8 protein-coding genes are annotated in these 18903 nt (G+C 51.2%); 5 read left to right on the top strand and 3 right to left on the bottom strand.

The genetic code is table 11. The features are described from left to right. The first annotated feature begins 46 nt into the window (after positions 1-46). Positions 47-8965 (top strand): hypothetical protein, encoded by an 8919-nt coding sequence (locus tag OEY58_07485; GenBank protein MDH5325291.1) that lies wholly within the window; start codon positions 47-49, stop codon positions 8963-8965. 74 nt (positions 8966-9039) lie between these two features. Next, positions 9040-10506 (top strand): hypothetical protein, encoded by a 1467-nt coding sequence (locus OEY58_07480; protein MDH5325290.1) that lies wholly within the window; start codon positions 9040-9042, stop codon positions 10504-10506. Positions 10507-10707: 201 nt separating this feature from the next. Here OEY58_07480 and OEY58_07475 read toward each other — a convergent pair whose 3' ends face one another. The 3 genes from OEY58_07475 to rtcR form a co-directional block, all read right to left on the bottom strand. Then, positions 10708-11940: a DUF5666 domain-containing protein gene (locus OEY58_07475; GenBank protein MDH5325289.1), complete on the bottom strand. Its 1233-nt coding sequence runs from the start codon at positions 11938-11940 to the stop codon at positions 10708-10710. 308 nt (positions 11941-12248) lie between these two features. Next, positions 12249-13208 (bottom strand): NAD(P)-dependent alcohol dehydrogenase, encoded by a 960-nt coding sequence (locus OEY58_07470; GenBank protein ID MDH5325288.1) that lies wholly within the window; start codon positions 13206-13208, stop codon positions 12249-12251. A gap of 123 nt (positions 13209-13331) precedes the next feature. Next, positions 13332-14930: an RNA repair transcriptional activator RtcR gene (gene rtcR, locus OEY58_07465; protein ID MDH5325287.1), complete on the bottom strand. Its 1599-nt coding sequence runs from the start codon at positions 14928-14930 to the stop codon at positions 13332-13334. Positions 14931-15131: 201 nt separating this feature from the next. Between rtcR and OEY58_07460 the strand changes: the two genes are divergently transcribed. The 3 genes from OEY58_07460 (at position 15132) to OEY58_07450 (ending at position 18902) form a co-directional block, all read left to right on the top strand. After that, the gene (locus OEY58_07460; GenBank protein MDH5325286.1) at positions 15132-16367 is read left to right on the top strand and encodes an RtcB family protein; all 1236 of its coding nucleotides are present in this window, start codon (positions 15132-15134) and stop codon (positions 16365-16367) included. 156 nt (positions 16368-16523) lie between these two features. Continuing rightward, entirely contained in the window at positions 16524-17534 is a 1011-nt protein-coding gene (rtcA, locus tag OEY58_07455; GenBank protein ID MDH5325285.1) for an RNA 3'-terminal phosphate cyclase, read from the top strand. A 345-nt stretch (positions 17535-17879) separates the two neighbouring features. Continuing rightward, positions 17880-18902 carry a DnaJ domain-containing protein gene (locus tag OEY58_07450; protein MDH5325284.1) on the top strand — a complete coding sequence of 341 codons (1023 nt, stop codon included), beginning with the start codon at positions 17880-17882 and terminating at the stop codon, positions 18900-18902. The last annotated feature ends 1 nt before the right edge of the window (position 18903 follow it).

The following is an 18903-nucleotide window of genomic DNA, read 5'->3' as shown; positions in this document are numbered from 1 at the left end:
TACGTAGTGGGAAGGTACTTTTAAAATTAGAGTTGCGGGGGCAATCATGTTAAAGAGAGATTCTCTGCGCGTTTTGTTTAAGATGCGCATACCCAGCTTTATCGTTCTTGTGAGTTTATTGTTAGCAGCGTGTACAGACTCACCAGTTTCATACAGTGAACGAAATCCGCCTATCAATGGCCCGGAAAAAGGCCAGACGGGACTGGTTGATGGGTTTATTGTTGGTTATTGGGAAGATGAGGACCCAAATCCAGGCAGTCCGTCTTTTAATCCTATTCAGCAAAACATAAGCAATCCGGATGCCACGTCGCTGCAATTAGTTGCGACTGGAACCGGCAATTCAGAACGTGTATTTGCCAGTTGGGTTGAAGCTACCGCTACCACTGAGACTTTTCAATTAAAAGCACGCCGAGGCCCCAGCTCAAATCTAGGGGGCTGGAACGGCCCCAGCGATTCCTCTTATATCCCCATCGGTGTGGCTGCAGGTGATTCCGGCTATTTGTTCTCCGCCAATAGGGCTAGCGGGGACGGCTATGTTCTTTGGCATTCCGGTACAAATATTAAGCTTAGTGAATATATGGGGGGAATGGGACATTTCATGAATGGCTATACCCTCGACAATGGTTCTGCGCCTATGTTTGTGACGCATAACGGAGCCGGGTTTTTGCTGACTGAGATGTCAATGATGAATGGGTTTGGTATTAGTGCTTTCATGCGTTCTGATGCTGCCCCCCAATGGACGAATACCCATTATGATTTACATCGGATGGGATCGAGTACAGCGCTGGCATACAGCATGGAGTCTTTGGCCGCTGTTGTTGACGGCAACGGTAACGTTCGTGCTATTTGGGTCGAAACCCAGGAAGGTGTGAAAAGCGTACAAACTGCCCTGTTAAACACAAGTTTAACACCTCCTGCGTGGGGCAATGTTGAAGCCGTAGATACGGGCTCATTGGATGTATCTGCAATCAAATCCATGAGTGTGTCCGGTGAATCGGGTAACGGCAATGTACATATGGTTCTGTATCTGGACACCACAGCGGATCAGCTGATCCACACCCTGGATTACGACGGTTCCGGTTGGACTGTTTCAGCACGCAAAGATCTGGATATGCAGGGCATGGCCTCCATTAGCGTGGCGCCGGTTTCTGCTGTCAATCAGTTTCACCATGTTGTTACCTGGGTAGAAAACCACATGGGTGATTATTCTATCGATTCTATCCGCTATGTTCCCGGTATTGGTTGGACCAGCCAGGAAATTAAAGTGGCGGATGCAACAGCAGGTTCCACGATTGACTATTTGGCAGTGGACGTTAATGCGGCAGGTGCTGCAGCTGTTGTTTGGTTGGAGAAGTCGGGTACAACACTGCGTATTGGTTCCAGTTTACAAAATTTGGTGTTTGACAGCTCACAAGCCGTAACCGGTGTGGGCGAGTGGTCCATGAAGGAGATGGTGCACCAGTTTGCGGCGGATGCGACAGTTACTGCTGCCCAAGTGACTATGCGTGATGACAACCTGCCGTGGATTGCCTGGATGGAGCAAGGGCAAACAGCAGGCAATTTTAATCTGTATGTGTCTCAACGCATGGCGGATATTTCTGATGTTAATGACACAGGCCGCGGAGACCCTGGAACAGATCCTGGTACAGACCCAGGAACAGATCCTGGCACAGATCCCGTTCCTCCGGCCGGACCGACACCGGACCCTAATGTGGCACCGGAAGTTAAGTTGGGTACTGACTATGTGTCCGGTTATTTTGATGCAGGCAATACTGTGTTCATGGAACACATTGCCCCATCGCAAAATCCCGGTTTGGTGTCTCAGCGGTTACAAATTGTGGATGGGGATACCGTGTTCTTCAGCTGGAGCACCGGCAAAACGTTAAACAGCGTCAGTGGTGAAACCTTAAAACTTATTCGCTCAACCAATAGCGATGCGGGTTACATTCGAGAGCCGGATCCCAATGCTATCCCGGCCTACTGGATGCCAGTAGGAATCAATACGGCTGCAAGCACAGCTACCATGACGCAGTACGTAGGGCGTACCGGAATGGAAGGTTATGCTCTGTGGAATGACGCCGGCGCGATCAAAGCCAGTGAGTTCATGGAAATGAATGGTTCAGCCCACTTTATGGGTAGCGCCGAAATCGGCATGGGACAGGAAGCACGTCTCTTGATTCGCGGCACTTCAGTTAATGTGATGGCTAAGGTCGATATCGCCGCAATGATGAACGGGTTTGGCTTTAAGGTGTTCACCCGTACGGCAGCCAATAGCTGGTCCACAAGCTCAGATCAGGAACTGCACCGCATGGGAATGAGCAACCCGACTGTGGTGTATCAGGAAGGCAGCTTAAAAACGGTCTTCGATGGTGATAACAATATTCGTGCAGTGTGGGTTGAGTCGCAGGGAACCACCACGCGAATCATGACAGCGCTGTATAACACCACGACTATGATCTGGGGCAGTCCGACGGAGGTGTTGAGTTCAGCCGATACCAACAATAGCGTGGCTGTGGATAGTATTACCGCGATGAGTCTTTCCGGCGAACACGGTAACGTTAACGCCCATTTGGCTATGTTTGTCGATTCGGGAACAGACCAGATGGTCTATACAACGGATTTTGACGGAGCCGCGTGGAGTCCGGCAGAACAGCGGGATGTAATGAGTAATATGACTACACTCAGTCAGCCGACTTTTGCGGTTTATCATGGCACTCATCTGGTGTCTTGGGTGGAAGAACATATGGGTGAGATCAATATCAAATCCCTGCGTTTTACTCCGGCAAATACCTGGGGTACACCGGAGACCGTTGCTGCACCTGCCACCGGTGCCACGATTGCCAATCTGGGTGTGGCATTGAATCATGACGGTGATGCAGTGGCTTATTGGACTGAAGCTGACACTGGTGAAATGCGTGTATTGGACGCCTTGCGCCCGGCAGCCGGTCCTTGGGCAATGAAAGAATTGGTGGCCAAGCTAAACGCCAACACGGATTTAAGTCATTTGACCGCTGTGTTGCACGAGAACGGTACACCATGGATTGTCTGGAACGAAACCAGCACGATGAACAGCAGCCTTATGTTCGAAGGGCGCTTGTTTGGGCGTATGACTGACAAACAAAACACCGTGCCTGCCGGTACATCGCCAATTCCGGGACCCACACCCGATCCTACTGTGGCACCGGAGGTAGTGGTGAATACCGATTATGTTTCCGGTTATTTCGGCGCCGGTGAGAGTTTGGGGATGGAGCATCTTGCCCCAGCCGCCAATCCCAGTATGGCATCTCAGCGCTTACAAATTGTGGATGGTGATACGGTGTTCCACAGTTGGAGTATCAGTAAAACACTGGGTGGTGTCCCCGGTGAGGTGTTGAAAGTTCACCGCGCTGCGAACAGTCGCACCGGCTATACCTGGGAGCCCGATCCCAATGCGGCGGTACCTTTCTGGCTGCCGGTGGGTATAGACACAGCAGCTAGTACGGCGACGTTAACCCAATTCGTGGCTCGGTCGGGTATGGAAGGTTATGCCTTGTGGGATGATGCCGGATCGATTATGGCCAGCGAGTTCATGGAGATGGGCGGTTCAGCTCACTTTATGGGAACGGCAGATATCGGCACGGGACAGGAAGCACGTTTGTTGTCTTATGGGACTTCGGTATATGTGATGGCTAAGATCGCATTATCTGACATGATGAACGGTTTTGGTTTGAAAGTTTATACCCGCACCGGTGCAAACGTCTGGTCGACAGCGGTTGATCAAGAGCTGCATCGTATGGGTATGAACGGCATGCCAACGGTTGTGTATCAAGAAGGAAGTTTGAAAACTATCTTCGACGGTGACAATAATATTCGTGCTCTATGGATAGAAACCCAGGGTTCCACGCTTCGGGTAATGTCAGCCGTATATGATACTACCACCTTGATCTGGGGTATGGCAGAGCCTGTGTTGAGCTCAGGAGACGCCACGCATAGTGTGGATCTGGGAAGTATCTCAGGTATGAGTTTGTCCGGCGAACACGGTAACGTTAATGCTCATTTGGCCATGTTTGTTGATACGGGCGCAGACCAGATGGTCTATACCATGGACTATGACGGCGCAGTATGGAGTGCCCCCACACAAAGAGATCAGATGAGTGATATGACGACCCTGAGCCAAGCGAGCTTTGCGGTTTATCATAGCACTCAACTTGTGTCCTGGGTGGAACAGCACATGGGTATGACGACCATCAAGTCCCTGCGTTTTACCCCGACAGACGGTTGGGGTGCCCCGGAGGATGTGGCTACGCCTGCAATGGGTGCCACCATTGCCAATTTGGGTGTGGCATTGAACCACGGCGGTGACGCGGTTGCCTATTGGACCGAAACGGACAGTGCAGAAATTCGCGTCTTGAACGTTCTACGTCCGGCGGCGGGACCTTGGGCTATGAAGGAACTGGTGACTAAATTATTGCTAGGAACAAACGTTAGTCATATGACAGCTGTTCTGCATGAAAACGGCACTTCCTGGATCGCGTGGAATGAAACAGGAACCATGAACAGCACTATCATGTTGGAAGGACGTCTGTTTGCCCGTCGGGCCGACCTACGCAATATCAAGCCTGTGGGCACGCAACCTTTACCACCCGAGGTGAACCCTGTTGTGGAAACCGGGACTGATTATGTGTCCGGGTATTTTGGTGCCACCACCGATTTGTCCATGGTGAATTCTCAAGGGGCTGCCAATCCCAGCGTGCAACAGAAGCTGCAGATCGTTGGTGCGGACACAGTGTTTTTCAGCTCCACCTTCAAGTCCGATAACGGCGAAACGATGAGTGTGAAACGGGCTGAGAACGGTATTACCGGTTACAGCTGGGACGGCCCTTGGCAGCCCACCAATGTTGCCGCTAATACCTCACTGATTCAATACGTGGGTCATACCAACATGCTGGGTTATGCCCTGTGGGATGAAGCGGGTTTAATAAAGGCCAGCGAGTTCATGGATATGGGAACCATGGTTCACTTTATGGGTACTGCCGAAATCGGTACAGGTCAGGATGCCAGTCTATTGACCCAGGGTAATTCAGCCTATGTGGTAGCCAAAGGTGACATCGCTGCGGCAATGAATGGGTTTGGTTTGAATGTATATACTCGAACCGGCTCCAGTGCCTGGTCTGCAGCGCAGGAATTGCACCGCATGGGTATGGGCACGATGCCAACGGTGGTCTACAGCGACGGCACCTTAAAAACCACGGTTGATGGCAATAACAACATTCGCGCTGTGTGGCGAGAAACCCAAGGAACCACTACACGTCTCATGACTGCGGTGTACAACACCTCCAGTGGTGCGTGGGAAAGTAATTCGGTAGCTGCAGTGTTGAGTTCTGCAGATGCCAATAATATTGTGGATATAGGTGCAATTACTGCCATGAGCCTCTCGGGAGTACAGGGAGGCGACACCGCGCACGTGGCCTTGTACGTGGATACAGGTACAGATCAAATGGTGTATACCACAGACTATGATGGTACCAACTGGGCGCCTGCTACTCAGCGAGATGAGATGAGCAATATGACCACCTTGAGTCAGCCCACTTTTGCTGTGAACCAAGTAACCCAGTTAGTATCCTGGGTGGAAGTCCATATGGGCATGACAGCCATCAAGTCCTTGCTTTTTGAACCCATAGGAGGCTGGGGTGTGGTTGAGAATATCGCCATACCGGCTGACGGTGCCGCCATAGCGAATCTGGGTGTTGCGTTGAATTCCAATGGTGACGCCCTGGCTTACTGGACTGAGACGGACACAGACACTCGAGTACTGGATGCCCTGCGCCCGGCAACCCTGCATTGGGAAATGAAGGAATTGGTTGCCACCGTTGCCGCACCGACCGAAGTGAGTGCGGTGACAGGCGTACTGCACAGCAATGGTCTTCCGTGGATTGTATGGGCTGAAGGTGCCGGCTCCGCAAGCGGTGTCATGTATACCGGTAAAATGAGTCAACGCGCAGTGGATATCAGTATAACCACGGCTCCCGGTACGCAACCGTCTACCAACCCGGATCAACCCACGAACCCGGGCGGTGGTACCTTGGATCCAACAACGGACCCATCCCTGGTGACCGACAGTTGGGGAACAGCAACAGAAATTACCTCTGCTGGTTTCGTTACTACGGACATGCCGGTTATTGTTGCTCCCAAAGTGCAGGTGGCCAACGGAAACTTGTTTATCAATTGGGTAACCCAGTCCGTACCGGATCAGGCCGGCGAGTACACCGTAGCGGAATTTTCACTGATGCGTGGGGTGGGTAGTGCCGGCGGTGCTTATACCTGGAGTGGTCCAAGCGGCAATATGTTTCAACCCATCGGTTACAGCACGGCGGCAACGGATGTGCAGTTTGTTGCCAATCCGGGTACGGGAAGCGGCATCGTGGCCTGGAATGCCGGTACGCAAAGCCTAAGCAGCGAGTTCATGAGTTCCATGGGGCACTTTATGGGTAGCGCTACCTTGCCGGCTCAAGTTCATGCAGCAAGGATTGTTAGCGATTCCAATAACACCAATTATTTGCTGGGCCAGACACATATGAACAATGGTTTTGGTCTGCGGGTGCACACTCGTACCGCCGCTGACCAATGGGAAAGTCTGGCTTCCATGGAATTGCATCGCATGGATATGGCAAATCCACCGGCTTTGGTAAATCACTTTCTCTTGGCCGCCGTGGATGGCAACAATAATATTCGGGCTGTGTGGCTGGAGCAGCAAAATGGGGCGACATCACTGCAAACGGCAACTTATGACACCGTCAATAAAGTATGGGGTACGGTGTCTTCAGTAACCACCGGTGGTGTCATGTTGAACCGATTGGCTTCCGGCGTTCTCAACCGGGGTGCAGGCAATGACGATTTGGTAATGGTTTTACATACCCAAATGCAAATGACTAATGGTATGGCCATGCACGAAATCTACAGCCTGTCTTACAGCAGTTCGGCTTGGGGAACAGAGCAACGTTTGGATGGGCAATCCGCCACTTCAACATCCACTATTGCCCTGGCTCCTGTGTATGCCAAGAACACTGCGGGTCATATCAGCGTGGCTTGGGTGGAAAAAGACTCGGCCATGGCGGCTGAAAATGCCAGTGGCATGATGAATGTTCTTAAAGCGGCGCAGTACATGCCAAGCATGGGTTGGCATACTGCAGCCACTGTTATGCATGCCTGGACTCAATCGGAAGTCGCTGCGCTTGAACTGAGTATGAATGATGCGGGTAAAGTGGCGGCGGCCTGGGTGGAATCCACGTCCGGCGGCAGTAACGTGGTCGCCAGCTATAAAGAAGCCATGAGTACGCCTTGGTCGCAAAAGGAGTTGATTGGAACCGTGTTGAACGGAAGCGGTCACATTCAGTCCCTGGCTACCGCATTGGACAATAACGATATACCGCACACCGTCTGGGTCGTCGGTCATTCAGACGGCAACAATGATATGGTGAGCGTGCATCGAAATAGCCGGGCTACGTCTCTTACCAATCTTACGCCGGCCACTGATTCTGGCACAGGTACGGGTACGCCAAGCCAGCCTACCAACCCGGGAACCGGCACGACCGACCCCTCAGCGGGTGGTAACGCCATTCCCACTATTAGCGGTTGGACGACACCGGTTATGGTATCGCAAATGATGCACAGTACCAGCCGCTTCCGCATGTATGGCCCTCAAGTGGCTATGGATGATTCGGATGTGACTTCCATACGTATTGGGATGGCCAATATCAGTCGTGGAGAAAACTCCGTGACAACGGTTACCAATCAAGTGATTCGTAGTGAAGACAACGCTGTTTGGGCTAATGCATTGGCGGATAGCAACCTGTTTAGTGATTTGTCGGTAGCGGCAGTATTGGAGTCCATGCAGGCCATTCCTGCCAGCGGTATGCTGTATGGTTTGATTAGTGACGGTGAAGTTTTGTATTTGGCTAACTTTGATCCGGCTGCAGGGTGGAGTAAACGACTTGTGCCGGAGATCAATGCCCGTACCAGTCGCAGAACCCGCCAGCTAACCACCAATGAAACGGGCATGGTATCGGTTGTCTGGAGCGACATCGGCGATACCTCTACGGACATACATGCCAAACACTATATGCAAAGCAGGGGTTGGTTAAATACCGAAACCTTAACCGTACCTTCCCGCAACGTGTTGACTCCCCATGTGGTGCACGCCAATGGTGAGGTGCAGGTATCCTGGCTGGTGGACAATCCCAATACCAACATTGGCGGGTTTAATCTGAAAATGGCTGTTTATGTACCTATGCAGGGATGGTCGGCGGAATCCAATGGTCCAAGCGGTATGACCACTAATCAAACAGATGTGGCCACTGCCGGTGGTAACACCGTGGTGTTATCCACCGACACGGGTAATAACACGATTAATGCCTATATTTACGATGGTAACGGATGGTCAGCCAGAGGAAATATTAATAACAAAACCACCGGCGATGGTGTGCGTTTACGCCGTCGTAGCGATGTAGTCATCGTCGCAGGTGACGCCTATCATTTCATGGCAGCCTGGCGGGAATACACGACAGACGGAAACAGTAATTCTCCGGTCCGTTATATGACGGCGATGATTCACTACATGACCGATACCAATGGTATGTCCATGTGGCATGTGGAAGCACCATCCCAGGTAAGCGGAGTTAACGCGGAGCGTGAAAGCAATCTGCAATATGTATTGGATGCTGCCGGTAACGCCTACGCCGCATGGACCAGTTTGAATCGTACCGATGAACTGGACAATGTGTATCTCAACGTTGCACCGATGGGCCAGGCGTGGGGAATGGAGCCTTCGCTGCTGGCTTCCTACGACACGGCCGCAGACAACGATGCAGGCAGCGTTAGTATCGCTATCAATAATAACGGAAAGGTGGGTGTTGCCTGGGATCAGCACATGAGCACTTCCAGTACAGCCATGCACCATGTGTGGTTCGTCGAAAGTATTGGTCAGTAAAGTATGGGCCAATAAAGATTACGCGCATCCCCCGTTAGCGGGGGATGGGTCGACGACGAAATTAGGAGATACCGATGAATACAAATAAAAACAATTTGAATAAAGTGGGGGTTTCTATGAATGCTAACCACAAAACTAACCATAAAAAGGGGGCAATTGGTTTTGCGCCCGCAGCACTTATGCTGGCCTGTTTAACTGTGATTCCTACGAATTCTGTTGCGACGGAAGAAATACCACCAGGATTTCACCGCATGCCTAATGGTGACATTATGGCCAATAATCCCTCAAAGGCGGTGGCACCGGAAGGCTACCGGTTGTCGGAAGATGGTGTATTGCGCAAAATAGAAGAAGGATCGGCTGCCGGCGACTTGCTTGATGCTCTCAGTAATGAAATCAACAGTGAATCCACGGGCAGTGATTCTCTTGGTAGTGGCGCCATCGGTGGAGAGGCTGTTGCGGGAAGCATGGAAGCGGCACAAGCTCAAAAAACCGGTTCGGCGGCAACAGTGGATGATTTTGGTGCGATTCCGCCCGGTTACCACACTATGGCCGGTGGTGTGTTAATGGCCAACGATCCCAGTCGTGCGGTGGCGCCGGAGGGTTACCATTTAATGCCCGATGGAACTTTAATGCGCCATGGCGCCCGTATTGATCACTCCCGCCACAGTCACAAGGGTGGGGGTATGCTCATGGCGGAATATAAATACGAACGCATGTATATGGACGGTTTGTTGGATACCACGGACAGTGTTTCATCCAAAGTGGTCGTCAACGGAACCTCTTATAACTACAACATGGCGCCGACGGATATGACGATGGATATGCACATGGTCATGCTTATGTACCACACCCGCAATTATATGATCATGGGGATGGGGCATTATATGAGTAATAACATGGGAATGGTATCTAATGATGGGACAGAGTCTACGATGTCCAACGCCGGACTGGCGGACACCGTGATTACTGTAGAAGCACCTGTCAAAGGGGTCGACCTGAAGCTGGGTATTAGTTTGCCTACCGGCAGTATTGATGAACGGGGCATGATGCAGCATACCGCCACCAGTGCCAGTGTCACCAAGTATCCCTATGGTATGCAACTGGGATCGGGTACTTATGACTTTATAATGGGTGCCGGTTACCAGACGAGACTGGGTGGAGTGCAACTGGGTGCCAATTTTGAGTATACCGCTCGTACCGGTACCAACGATAACAACTACACCTTGGGAGATAAATATACCACGGGTGCCTGGGCACGCTTTACTCTGAATCGCACCATGCGAGCGGACCTGGATCTTAAATTCCGCGAGACGGGTCGAATCAGCGGCGCTGATCCGGAGTTGAATACGACCATGTCACCTACCGCCGATTTTCAAAACTATGGAGGCCAACGTTTGGACATGGGCTTGGGGCTTAAGTACGAAAATGCCGGCATGAGCAGCATTGCCGCAGAGTTTACCATGCCTTTGTATCAAAATCTGTTTGGACCGCAAATGGAAACTTCGTGGATTATGGGGCTGAAGGGCGGGTTTATGTTTTAACGTCGACCAAGGATATTACTTGCTCTTGGTTTAGAATACTCGGCTTAAAACATGTGGCTTAACACATGTGGCTTAACACAAAACCCCCGGATTTTGGCTGGGGGTTTTGTTTTGCCGACTTGTAATATGGCCATCCTTACGACCGATGGAAGCATCCATTTCCATCAATCACAAAGATGACCAGGGGTTAATCGTTTGTGGCTAAGGAGCGTCATCCCGTTTTAATTTGAGTGCCAGCTCTGAGCCAGTGCTTGGGTTCTGATGCAGGCCGGCTTTGATGTAATCTCCTGCGGCAAGCATAGACAAGTTGAACATGCGTTGTCGGTCGATGCTGCGGTTGTCCACCATGACCGTCAGGTTGTTCACTTCAAAGCTGCGACCACTTTCCAAGCTTACTGTGCCGATGTTGACGTCACTGGTTTCTACGGCGCTTACAAAACCTTCCGTTTCAATGCTTACTTCTGTTTCGATTTCCAGTTCCACTTTTTTGGCTACGACATCACCGTTGCTGTCAAAATGACCTTCTACTTTGAGCAAGGTTCCGCCAACCAAATCCGCCTCGGAGGCACCGTTTCTATACTCCGTAGCGGATGTGATTATCACATTCACACCGGCGATACCAAAGCTGGTGCCATCATAGTCGCGGGTAACTTTGGCGCGGGTTTCAAATTCACCTGAGTCGGTGCCGGGTACACCTTTGATCGCGGGTTCCACTTTGCCGGCAATAAGCACATTATTAACTATCCCTTCCGTGCTTTTCACTTCGACAAACTGACCGTTAACCAAAGGGCCGCTGTCTACGATGTTGTCGTTGTAGCTCACCGGCAGTGTGCCGATCATAAAGGTTTTGGCGGTGGAATCCAGGTTGCTCAACGCCGCTTTGACCTCCACTCCCTGTGGGTGAACGCTTAAGAAATCAATGATATTGGCGGCATATACCTCTAAGCGTGTTGCAAATACTTGGTCGTTATCGCCATTGAAACCATAGACTTCCACAATATTTCCTGGGGCAATGGCGGCGGCACTATTAATTCCTGCAACCTTGCTTTCAAACAAAGTATTGTTATCCACCACCACCGTCAGGCCCATGATATTGAGTGTGCTGTTAGTTGCCATGTCATTGTTTAACACTATCCCTTCCAATTCATTGGCGGTGTTGATTGCCGTGACGGTACCATCCGCGGAGCTGTTGAGAGCTACCGGCATACCCACGGCCAGGTCCGATTCGCTGGAACTTTGGCCATTAACCGTGATGCTGGCATGTGAGGTTTCGTACTCGGTTCCATTGACAAACACACTGCCAAATCCGGTGATCACACCAACAATAGTCCGCGAATTGCCACTCAGGGATGCATTGCCGGAATCACTGCAAGCCCACAGCCCCACAGTCGTTGCTAAAACTCCACATAAAATCAGTAACTTTTTGATATTCATAATAATATCCTTTATTCCTTTGAATCAGCCGCTACAAAAATTGGGAATATAATCCCAAATATTAACTAAATCAAGTTAATCTTTTGTAACTGAGGCGAATCGAAATTCGGATTAGTTTGCGCGATCCATCGTTGCCCACTTTGTGACAGGTGGGGGTTATCGAATAAGTTTGGTGTCGTCGCTGTTGGAGGGTTTGCTTAAGGTCTGCTTGGTGGAATACGTAAACGATTTCGCTCTACCAAGGTCTGGCCAGAGAGGATAATGTAAAAAATTTTACTGCAATCGCTGTTGGTGGAGTTGTGCAGTTTCTAAACTGTAATGACCACTTTACCTTTAACGTGCCCCTGGCCCAGATGGTTGATGGCAGCGGCGGTATCCGAAAGGGGAAAGCTGCGGTCCAGCGGTATTTGAATATGTCCGGATTCAATTAGTTGCAATACAAAATCCAGTCCTTGATTGGATTTCAAGGCCAGCATGCGTATGGATTGTTTGCTGAATAGGGAAACCACTGTGCCCAGAGTGAGCAGTTGTAATACCTGCTTCATGGCACCACCCACCATATAGTATTTGCCAGCGGGTTTTAGTACACGCCGACATTGCCATAAGGAGCGATGAGCTGCCAGATCCAGGATTAAATCATAACGCTCCGCGCTTTGGGTGAAATCTTCCCGGGTGTAATCAACCACCCGGTCCGCGCCTAATGCGCCCATGGTATCCTGCTTTTCGCCGTTGTCTACTCCGGTAACGTGGGCGCCGAAATATTTGGCGATTTGAATGGCAAAGCTACCGGAGCCACCGCCGGCGCCAATGATGAGCACTTTATCACCGGATTTAACCTGGCCTTTGTCGCGTATGCACTGGATCGCAATGGCTGCCGCTTGCGGTAGGGCGCAGGCTTGTTCAAAGCTAATAAAATCCGGCTTGTGTAACAACATTTGTTGGGGCACGCAGGCGAATTCGGCAAATCCGCCGAACGATTCGAATACATCGCCAAATACTGCATCGCCGTCTTTAAAACCACGAACTTTTTTACCTACGGCAACCACTTCCCCGGCAATATCCGAACCCAGCACAGCAAAGCGCGGTTTTCTCAGACCATAGATTCGAGCGTATAGCGGTTTACCCCGCAGTATTTCCCAGTCGGAAGCGTTTACAGAGGTGGCGTGGATTTTAACCAGGACTTCGTTGTCCTTGGGCGTAGGAGTGTCCAGTTCCTTAATGCTAATGACGTCGACTTCGCCGTATTCCGAATAAACCGCTGCTTTCATGTCGAGTCCTTTCGTTTAGTGTGGATAATACACTAACAATTAAAACAGGAAGCGCTGTACTTGTCAAAAGCTGTCAAAGATTTTCAAAAGTTTTCAAGGTTACAAAAAGTGATCAGTGTGTCGTTAAGCGTCGTCGTGCAGTTGTTCAAATTCCAATTTATACTTGGCTAAAAACTGCTTGAGGCGATGGCTGTCGTTACTGGATCGTTTTTGCTTACGGCTTTGATCGAATAATTGCCGTCCGGCTTCCGCCATAGACCGGCTCTTGCGTACCGCTTGTACAACACCGGCCAATTGAATGTGTTCAAACAAATCCAGTTGTGCATGCAATTCCGGATCAAGAAATCCAGCCGTCACCGTTTTGGGGTCGTCGGGTGTTGCCCCTGCAGACCAGTCGTGACGCAGGCGCACAATTTCTTCTTGCACCACGTCTTCGGTGATACGACCGCCATCGGCCAGGGTGGCCATGCGGGTGACGCTGGCGTTGAGATCACGGAAATTGGCGCGCCAACGGGCGGCGTCGCTGTGGGCAAATTGCAAATAACGTTTGCGGGCGGCTTTGTTAAAGCTCACCAGGGCCCCGGCTTTTTGGGCAAAGCGTTCCAACTCATAATCCAGGTTAACTTCCAAGTCTTCCATGCGCTCTTTTAATGCGGGCAGGCGGTAGGTCCAGAGGTTGATGCGTGCCAGTAGATCTTCTCGAAACCGGCCACTGCGGCTATCGGCAAACAAATCGCGGTTGGTGCCGGCAATGAGTTGGAAATTACTGCTCACCGGTGTGTCGGACCCAAAGGGAATAAAGTTTTTATCTTCAATGGCGCGTAACAACATGGCTTGTTCGTCCGCGCCCAGTTCGCCGATTTCATCCAAGAACAACACGCCTTCGTTGGCTTCCAGTAGCAGTCCGGCTCTGTGACTGGCGGCGCCGGTGAAAGCTCCCTTTTTGTGTCCAAATAACGCAGACATGGCGTTTTCACCACGCAGGGTCGCGCAGTTGACTTCCACCAAGCGGCCATTGACCTGGTCCCGCTGCTGCTTTAATTGATACACGCGTTGGGCTAGTTGTGATTTACCGGCGCCGGTCGGGCCGGTCAGCAAAATAGGGTCGCGAGAATTGATGGATATTTTTTCCAATTGGGCTATGACGCGGTTGAATTCTTTGTTTTTGGTTTCAATGCCGCCTTTCAGGTACACCGTACCTTCTTTGTGTTCGCGGAAAAAGCGCGAGGCAATTTGATCGTATTTGGATAGATCCAAATCGATGATCTGATAACGGCCGGTAGCACTCAGGCCGCGGTCCGGTGGGGAGGTTTGTACTAATCGACCCGGCAAATAGTGGGCCTCGGTTAATAAATACAGGCAGATTTGCGCCACATGAGTCCCGGTGGTGATGTGAATTAAGTAATCTTCTTTATCGCGCTTAAAGGGATATTCCCGCGCGAAGTCATGCAAGGCACCGTACACTTCCTCGAAATCCCAGGGGTTCTCAAGCTCAATTAAATGGTGGTGCACTTCCGTTTCCGGTGAAACCTGCTTAATGTCCTGAGTCACCAGGTCTGCCAAGGATTGGTAGCGGGCCTGAAACACCAGTTCCATGCGGTCGATGAGCAGGTCTTCCTGTTGGCACAGGGACAGAGTGGGGCGCCATTTTTCCCAGCGTTTTTTACCGCGGCCGCGTTGATCCAACACGGTTCCCAGCAAACTAATGGCGATTGTTTTCATATCGCTAAAAATAGCAAACTATCGAAAAGGATACAATTCTATATTGGGTTAACGAAAAGATCAGTCGCTCTTTGGCGAAAAAAGAAATAATAGATAATTATTACAATAAGATATAAATTATTTTTCCCGAAAATCAAAGTTGGCACATGGACTGCAATATCAATACGGCAAAACACAATAAATTGTAGAGGTAGACAAACGATGTGCGAAACAAACTATGAAGTCATGAATGAACACAAGGGTGTTCCGGTTAAGTCATGGACCAAAGGGGTGGCGTTTGAAGACGAAGCGCGCCAACAACTTCGCAATATCGCCGGCCTGCCTTTTATTCATAAGTGGGTGGCGGCTATGCCGGATGTACACCTGGGAAAAGGCGCAACCATCGGTAGCGTGGTACCGACTCTGGGTGCAGTCATACCTGCGGCAGTGGGTGTGGATATCGGTTGCGGGATGATGGCGGTGAAAACTTCCTTGAATGCGTCCCAGTTACCGGATCAGTTGGCCGGTATACGTTCTGCCATTGAGAAAGCCGTACCTCATGGTCGTTCCGAAGGGTACGGTCGTCGCGGTAAGCGGGATAAGGGTTCCTGGGGTGAAGTGCCTGAGGACGTGGCACAGGCCTGGAGTGCATTGGCACCGCAGTTTGCGCTGCTGTGTGAAAAACACGGCGTGTTGAAAAACACCAACAACGTGATACACCTGGGAACCTTGGGTACGGGGAATCACTTTATTGAAGTGTGTTTGGATGAGAACGAAGCCGTTTGGATTATGCTGCACAGCGGTTCTCGCGGTGTGGGTAATCGCATCGGTACGCACTTTATTGAATTGGCTCGTAAGGATATGGAGCGCTGGTTAATCCAATTGCCGGATCGTGATCTGGCTTATTTACCGGAAGGCACGGAACACTTCGATCAGTATGTGGAAGCAGTGCAATGGGCGCAGGAATTTGCCCGCATCAATCGCGAAGTGATGATGGCTCGAGTGGTTACGGCCTTGCGTGGTCAGATACCGCTGGCGTTTGAAACTCATGTGGAAGCGGTGAACTGTCACCACAACTACGTGTCACGTGAGCACCACTACGGTAAGAACGTATTGGTAACCCGCAAAGGAGCGGTGCGGGCTCGCGAGGGTGAACTGGGAATTATTCCGGGCAGCATGGGAGCGCGTTCTTTTATCGTCCGCGGTTTGGGTAACGAGGAAAGTTTCCACAGCTGCAGCCACGGTGCGGGGCGGGTAATGTCACGTACCCAGGCTAAGAAGCTGGTGAGTCTGGCGGAGCACGTGGAAGCCACCAAAGACGTGGAATGCCGTAAAGATGCCGGTGTCATTGATGAAACCCCGGCAGCCTACAAACCCATAGACCGGGTAATGGCAGCGCAAAAGGATTTGGTAGAAATCGTTCATACCCTGCGCCAGGTGGTGTGTGTTAAAGGGTAGAGCGGTCCCAAACAGGTAAGTGGTGGAAAGCGGAAAGCCCTTAGCGGGTGAAATGGGAAAGCCCTTAGCGGGTGAAATGGAAAGCCCTTCTCAATGGTGAGAAGGGCGCTAATGAAATAAGCTGTACGACACAAAAAGTAAATAGAAGGTTTTACGATGTTACAAATTGACGGTTCAAAAGGCGAAGGCGGCGGCCAGATCTTGCGTAGCAGCTTGAGCATGGCCATGGTGACCGGCTCGGATGTGCATATAAAAAACATTCGCGCGGGACGTTCCAAGCCCGGCTTAATGCGTCAGCACTTGGCCTGCGTTAAAGCGGCGCAGCAAATCTGCAATGCCCAAGTGAGCGGTGCCGAGGTGGGTTCCACGGAAATCACTTTCAAGCCCGGAGCCATTACCGCCGGCGAGTATGAATTTGTGGTGGGTACCGCCGGTAGCACCTTGTTGATTTTCCAAACTGTGTTGCCTGCTTTAGTGCTCGCAGATGGTGAGTCCCGAGTGAAATTTGAAGGCGGCACGCACAATATGTTTGCCCCCAGCTTTGACTTTGCGCAACTGGCTTTTGTGCCCGTATTACGCCATATGGGTTTTGACGTGGAGTTGCAATTGGATCGCCACGGATTTTATCCGCAAGGGGGCGGTCGTTGGCAGGCGGTTATAAAACCCTTAAGCCACAGCAAGGCATTGGACTTGTGCCAAGCAGGCGCACTGAAAGCCAAACAAGCCGTGGCCACCAGTGTCAATATCCCCGCTCATGTGGCGGAGCGAGAGTTGGCCGAAGTCGCCAAATGTTGTGGCTGGGAGCAGCAAGACCTACGTGCTGATTGGGTTTCGTGTTTGGGCAGTGGCAATGTGTTGTCCTTACGCTTGCAGCATGAGCATTGCGCCGAGGTGGTGGAGTATTGCGGCAAAATCGGTGTGAGCGCAGAGCAGGTGGCCAAGCGAGCCGTGAAAGCTTTGCGGCGTTACCAGCAGTCGCCGGCGGCAGTGGGAGAACATTTGGCGGATCAATTGTTGTTGCCCATGGTGATTGCTTGCGGCGGCGTGTTTCGCACACTCAAGCCCAGCTTGCATACCCTCACCAATGTGGACGTGATTCACCGCTTTACGGAGAAACGGTTTGAATTGGTGGAATTGGAAAAGGACTGCTGGGAAGTCCAGCTGTAATTCCGCACAACGCCGCCGAAGTGATGGAAGGCAACCCGACCTTAATGCGCTTGAAAGAGCTGGAGGTGTTGCAAAAAACACCGAACACATTGGCAACATCGATGTGTATTCCGGCTTGGACGGCGTGTTGAAGGATCTGGTGAAAAGCCCGTCCACTTTGAAACTGTAAAATTGCAAGGAACCCATACCAAACCGACCCATGGTGTTACCATGGGTCGGTTTTTTTGTGTTGCAGCAATAATTTACTTGATCGCTTGGATTGCAAAGCAATGCCTATACTTAAATATCAGTGCAATGGCACAGAAACTGTTTATTTTACGTACAGAGTAAATTAAGGCAAACGCTTTGGAATATAAAGACTATTACAAAATTATGGAGCTGAAGCGTGATGCTACGCCGGAGCAGGTGAAACGGGCTTACCGGGTGTTGGCGCGGAAATACCATCCGGATGTGAGCAAGGAGGCTGATGCGGAGGCGCGTTTTAAGGAGTTGGGGGAAGCCTATGAGGTGCTCAAGGACCCGAAAAAGCGCAAGGCTTACGACCGCCTCGGCAGTCAATGGAAAGCGGGGCAGGAGTTTCATCCGCCGCCGGGGTGGGACAGCGGTTTTGAGTTTCATCGCAGTGGCTTTGGAGGTTCCGGGAGAGGTTCCGGCAGAGGGTTTGGTGGTGGAAAGGATTCGCCCTTCAGTGATTTTTTCGAAAACTTGTTTGGAGATGATATATCGGGATTTAGTGGTGCTTCCGGGGGTGCGCGTTCCAGGGGCGGTCAATCTCAGGATTCGTTTTTTTCTTACGGCGGAGATCGTCACGCCACGGTTGTGATCGATTTGTTGGATGCTTATGAAGGCGCTACGCGTCAGCTGAGCCTGGACAAAACGGTGTTGGGAGCTAATGGGCGTCCCCGGCAACAAAAACAGACCTTGAACGTGCGTATCCCCAAAGGGGTGGTTAAAGGCAAGAAAATACGCTTGAGCGGGCAAGGTGATCCTGGCATGGGGGCTGGCAAAGCCGGAGATTTGTATTTGGAAATTGATTTCAAACCCCATCCTTTATACCAAGTGGAAGGCCACGATGTCACGGTGGAGTTACCGGTGGCGCCTTGGGAACTGGCGCTGGGGGCTTCGGTACAGGCTCCTACCCCTGCGGGTAAGGTAGATCTGAAGATCCCCGCCGGTTCGGCCAACGGTAGAAAATTACGTTTGAAAGGACGAGGGATTCCCGCTGGTAACGGCAGCGCCTCAGCGGGTGATTTGTTCGTGATTTTGAAAGTGGTGTTACCCCCAGCGGATACAGAGGAAGCCAAGGAAGCCTATAGAGCATTACAAAGGGCAGGGCAGTTTGATCCCCGCAAAGGTTTGGGGGGGTGAG

The organism is Gammaproteobacteria bacterium, assembly GCA_029882975.1.
In the GTDB taxonomy this organism is placed as follows: Bacteria; Pseudomonadota; Gammaproteobacteria; order SZUA-152; family SZUA-152; genus JAJDNG01.
Note: the sequence above shows the minus strand (reverse complement) of the source record. Positions and strands in the feature narration are given on the sequence as shown.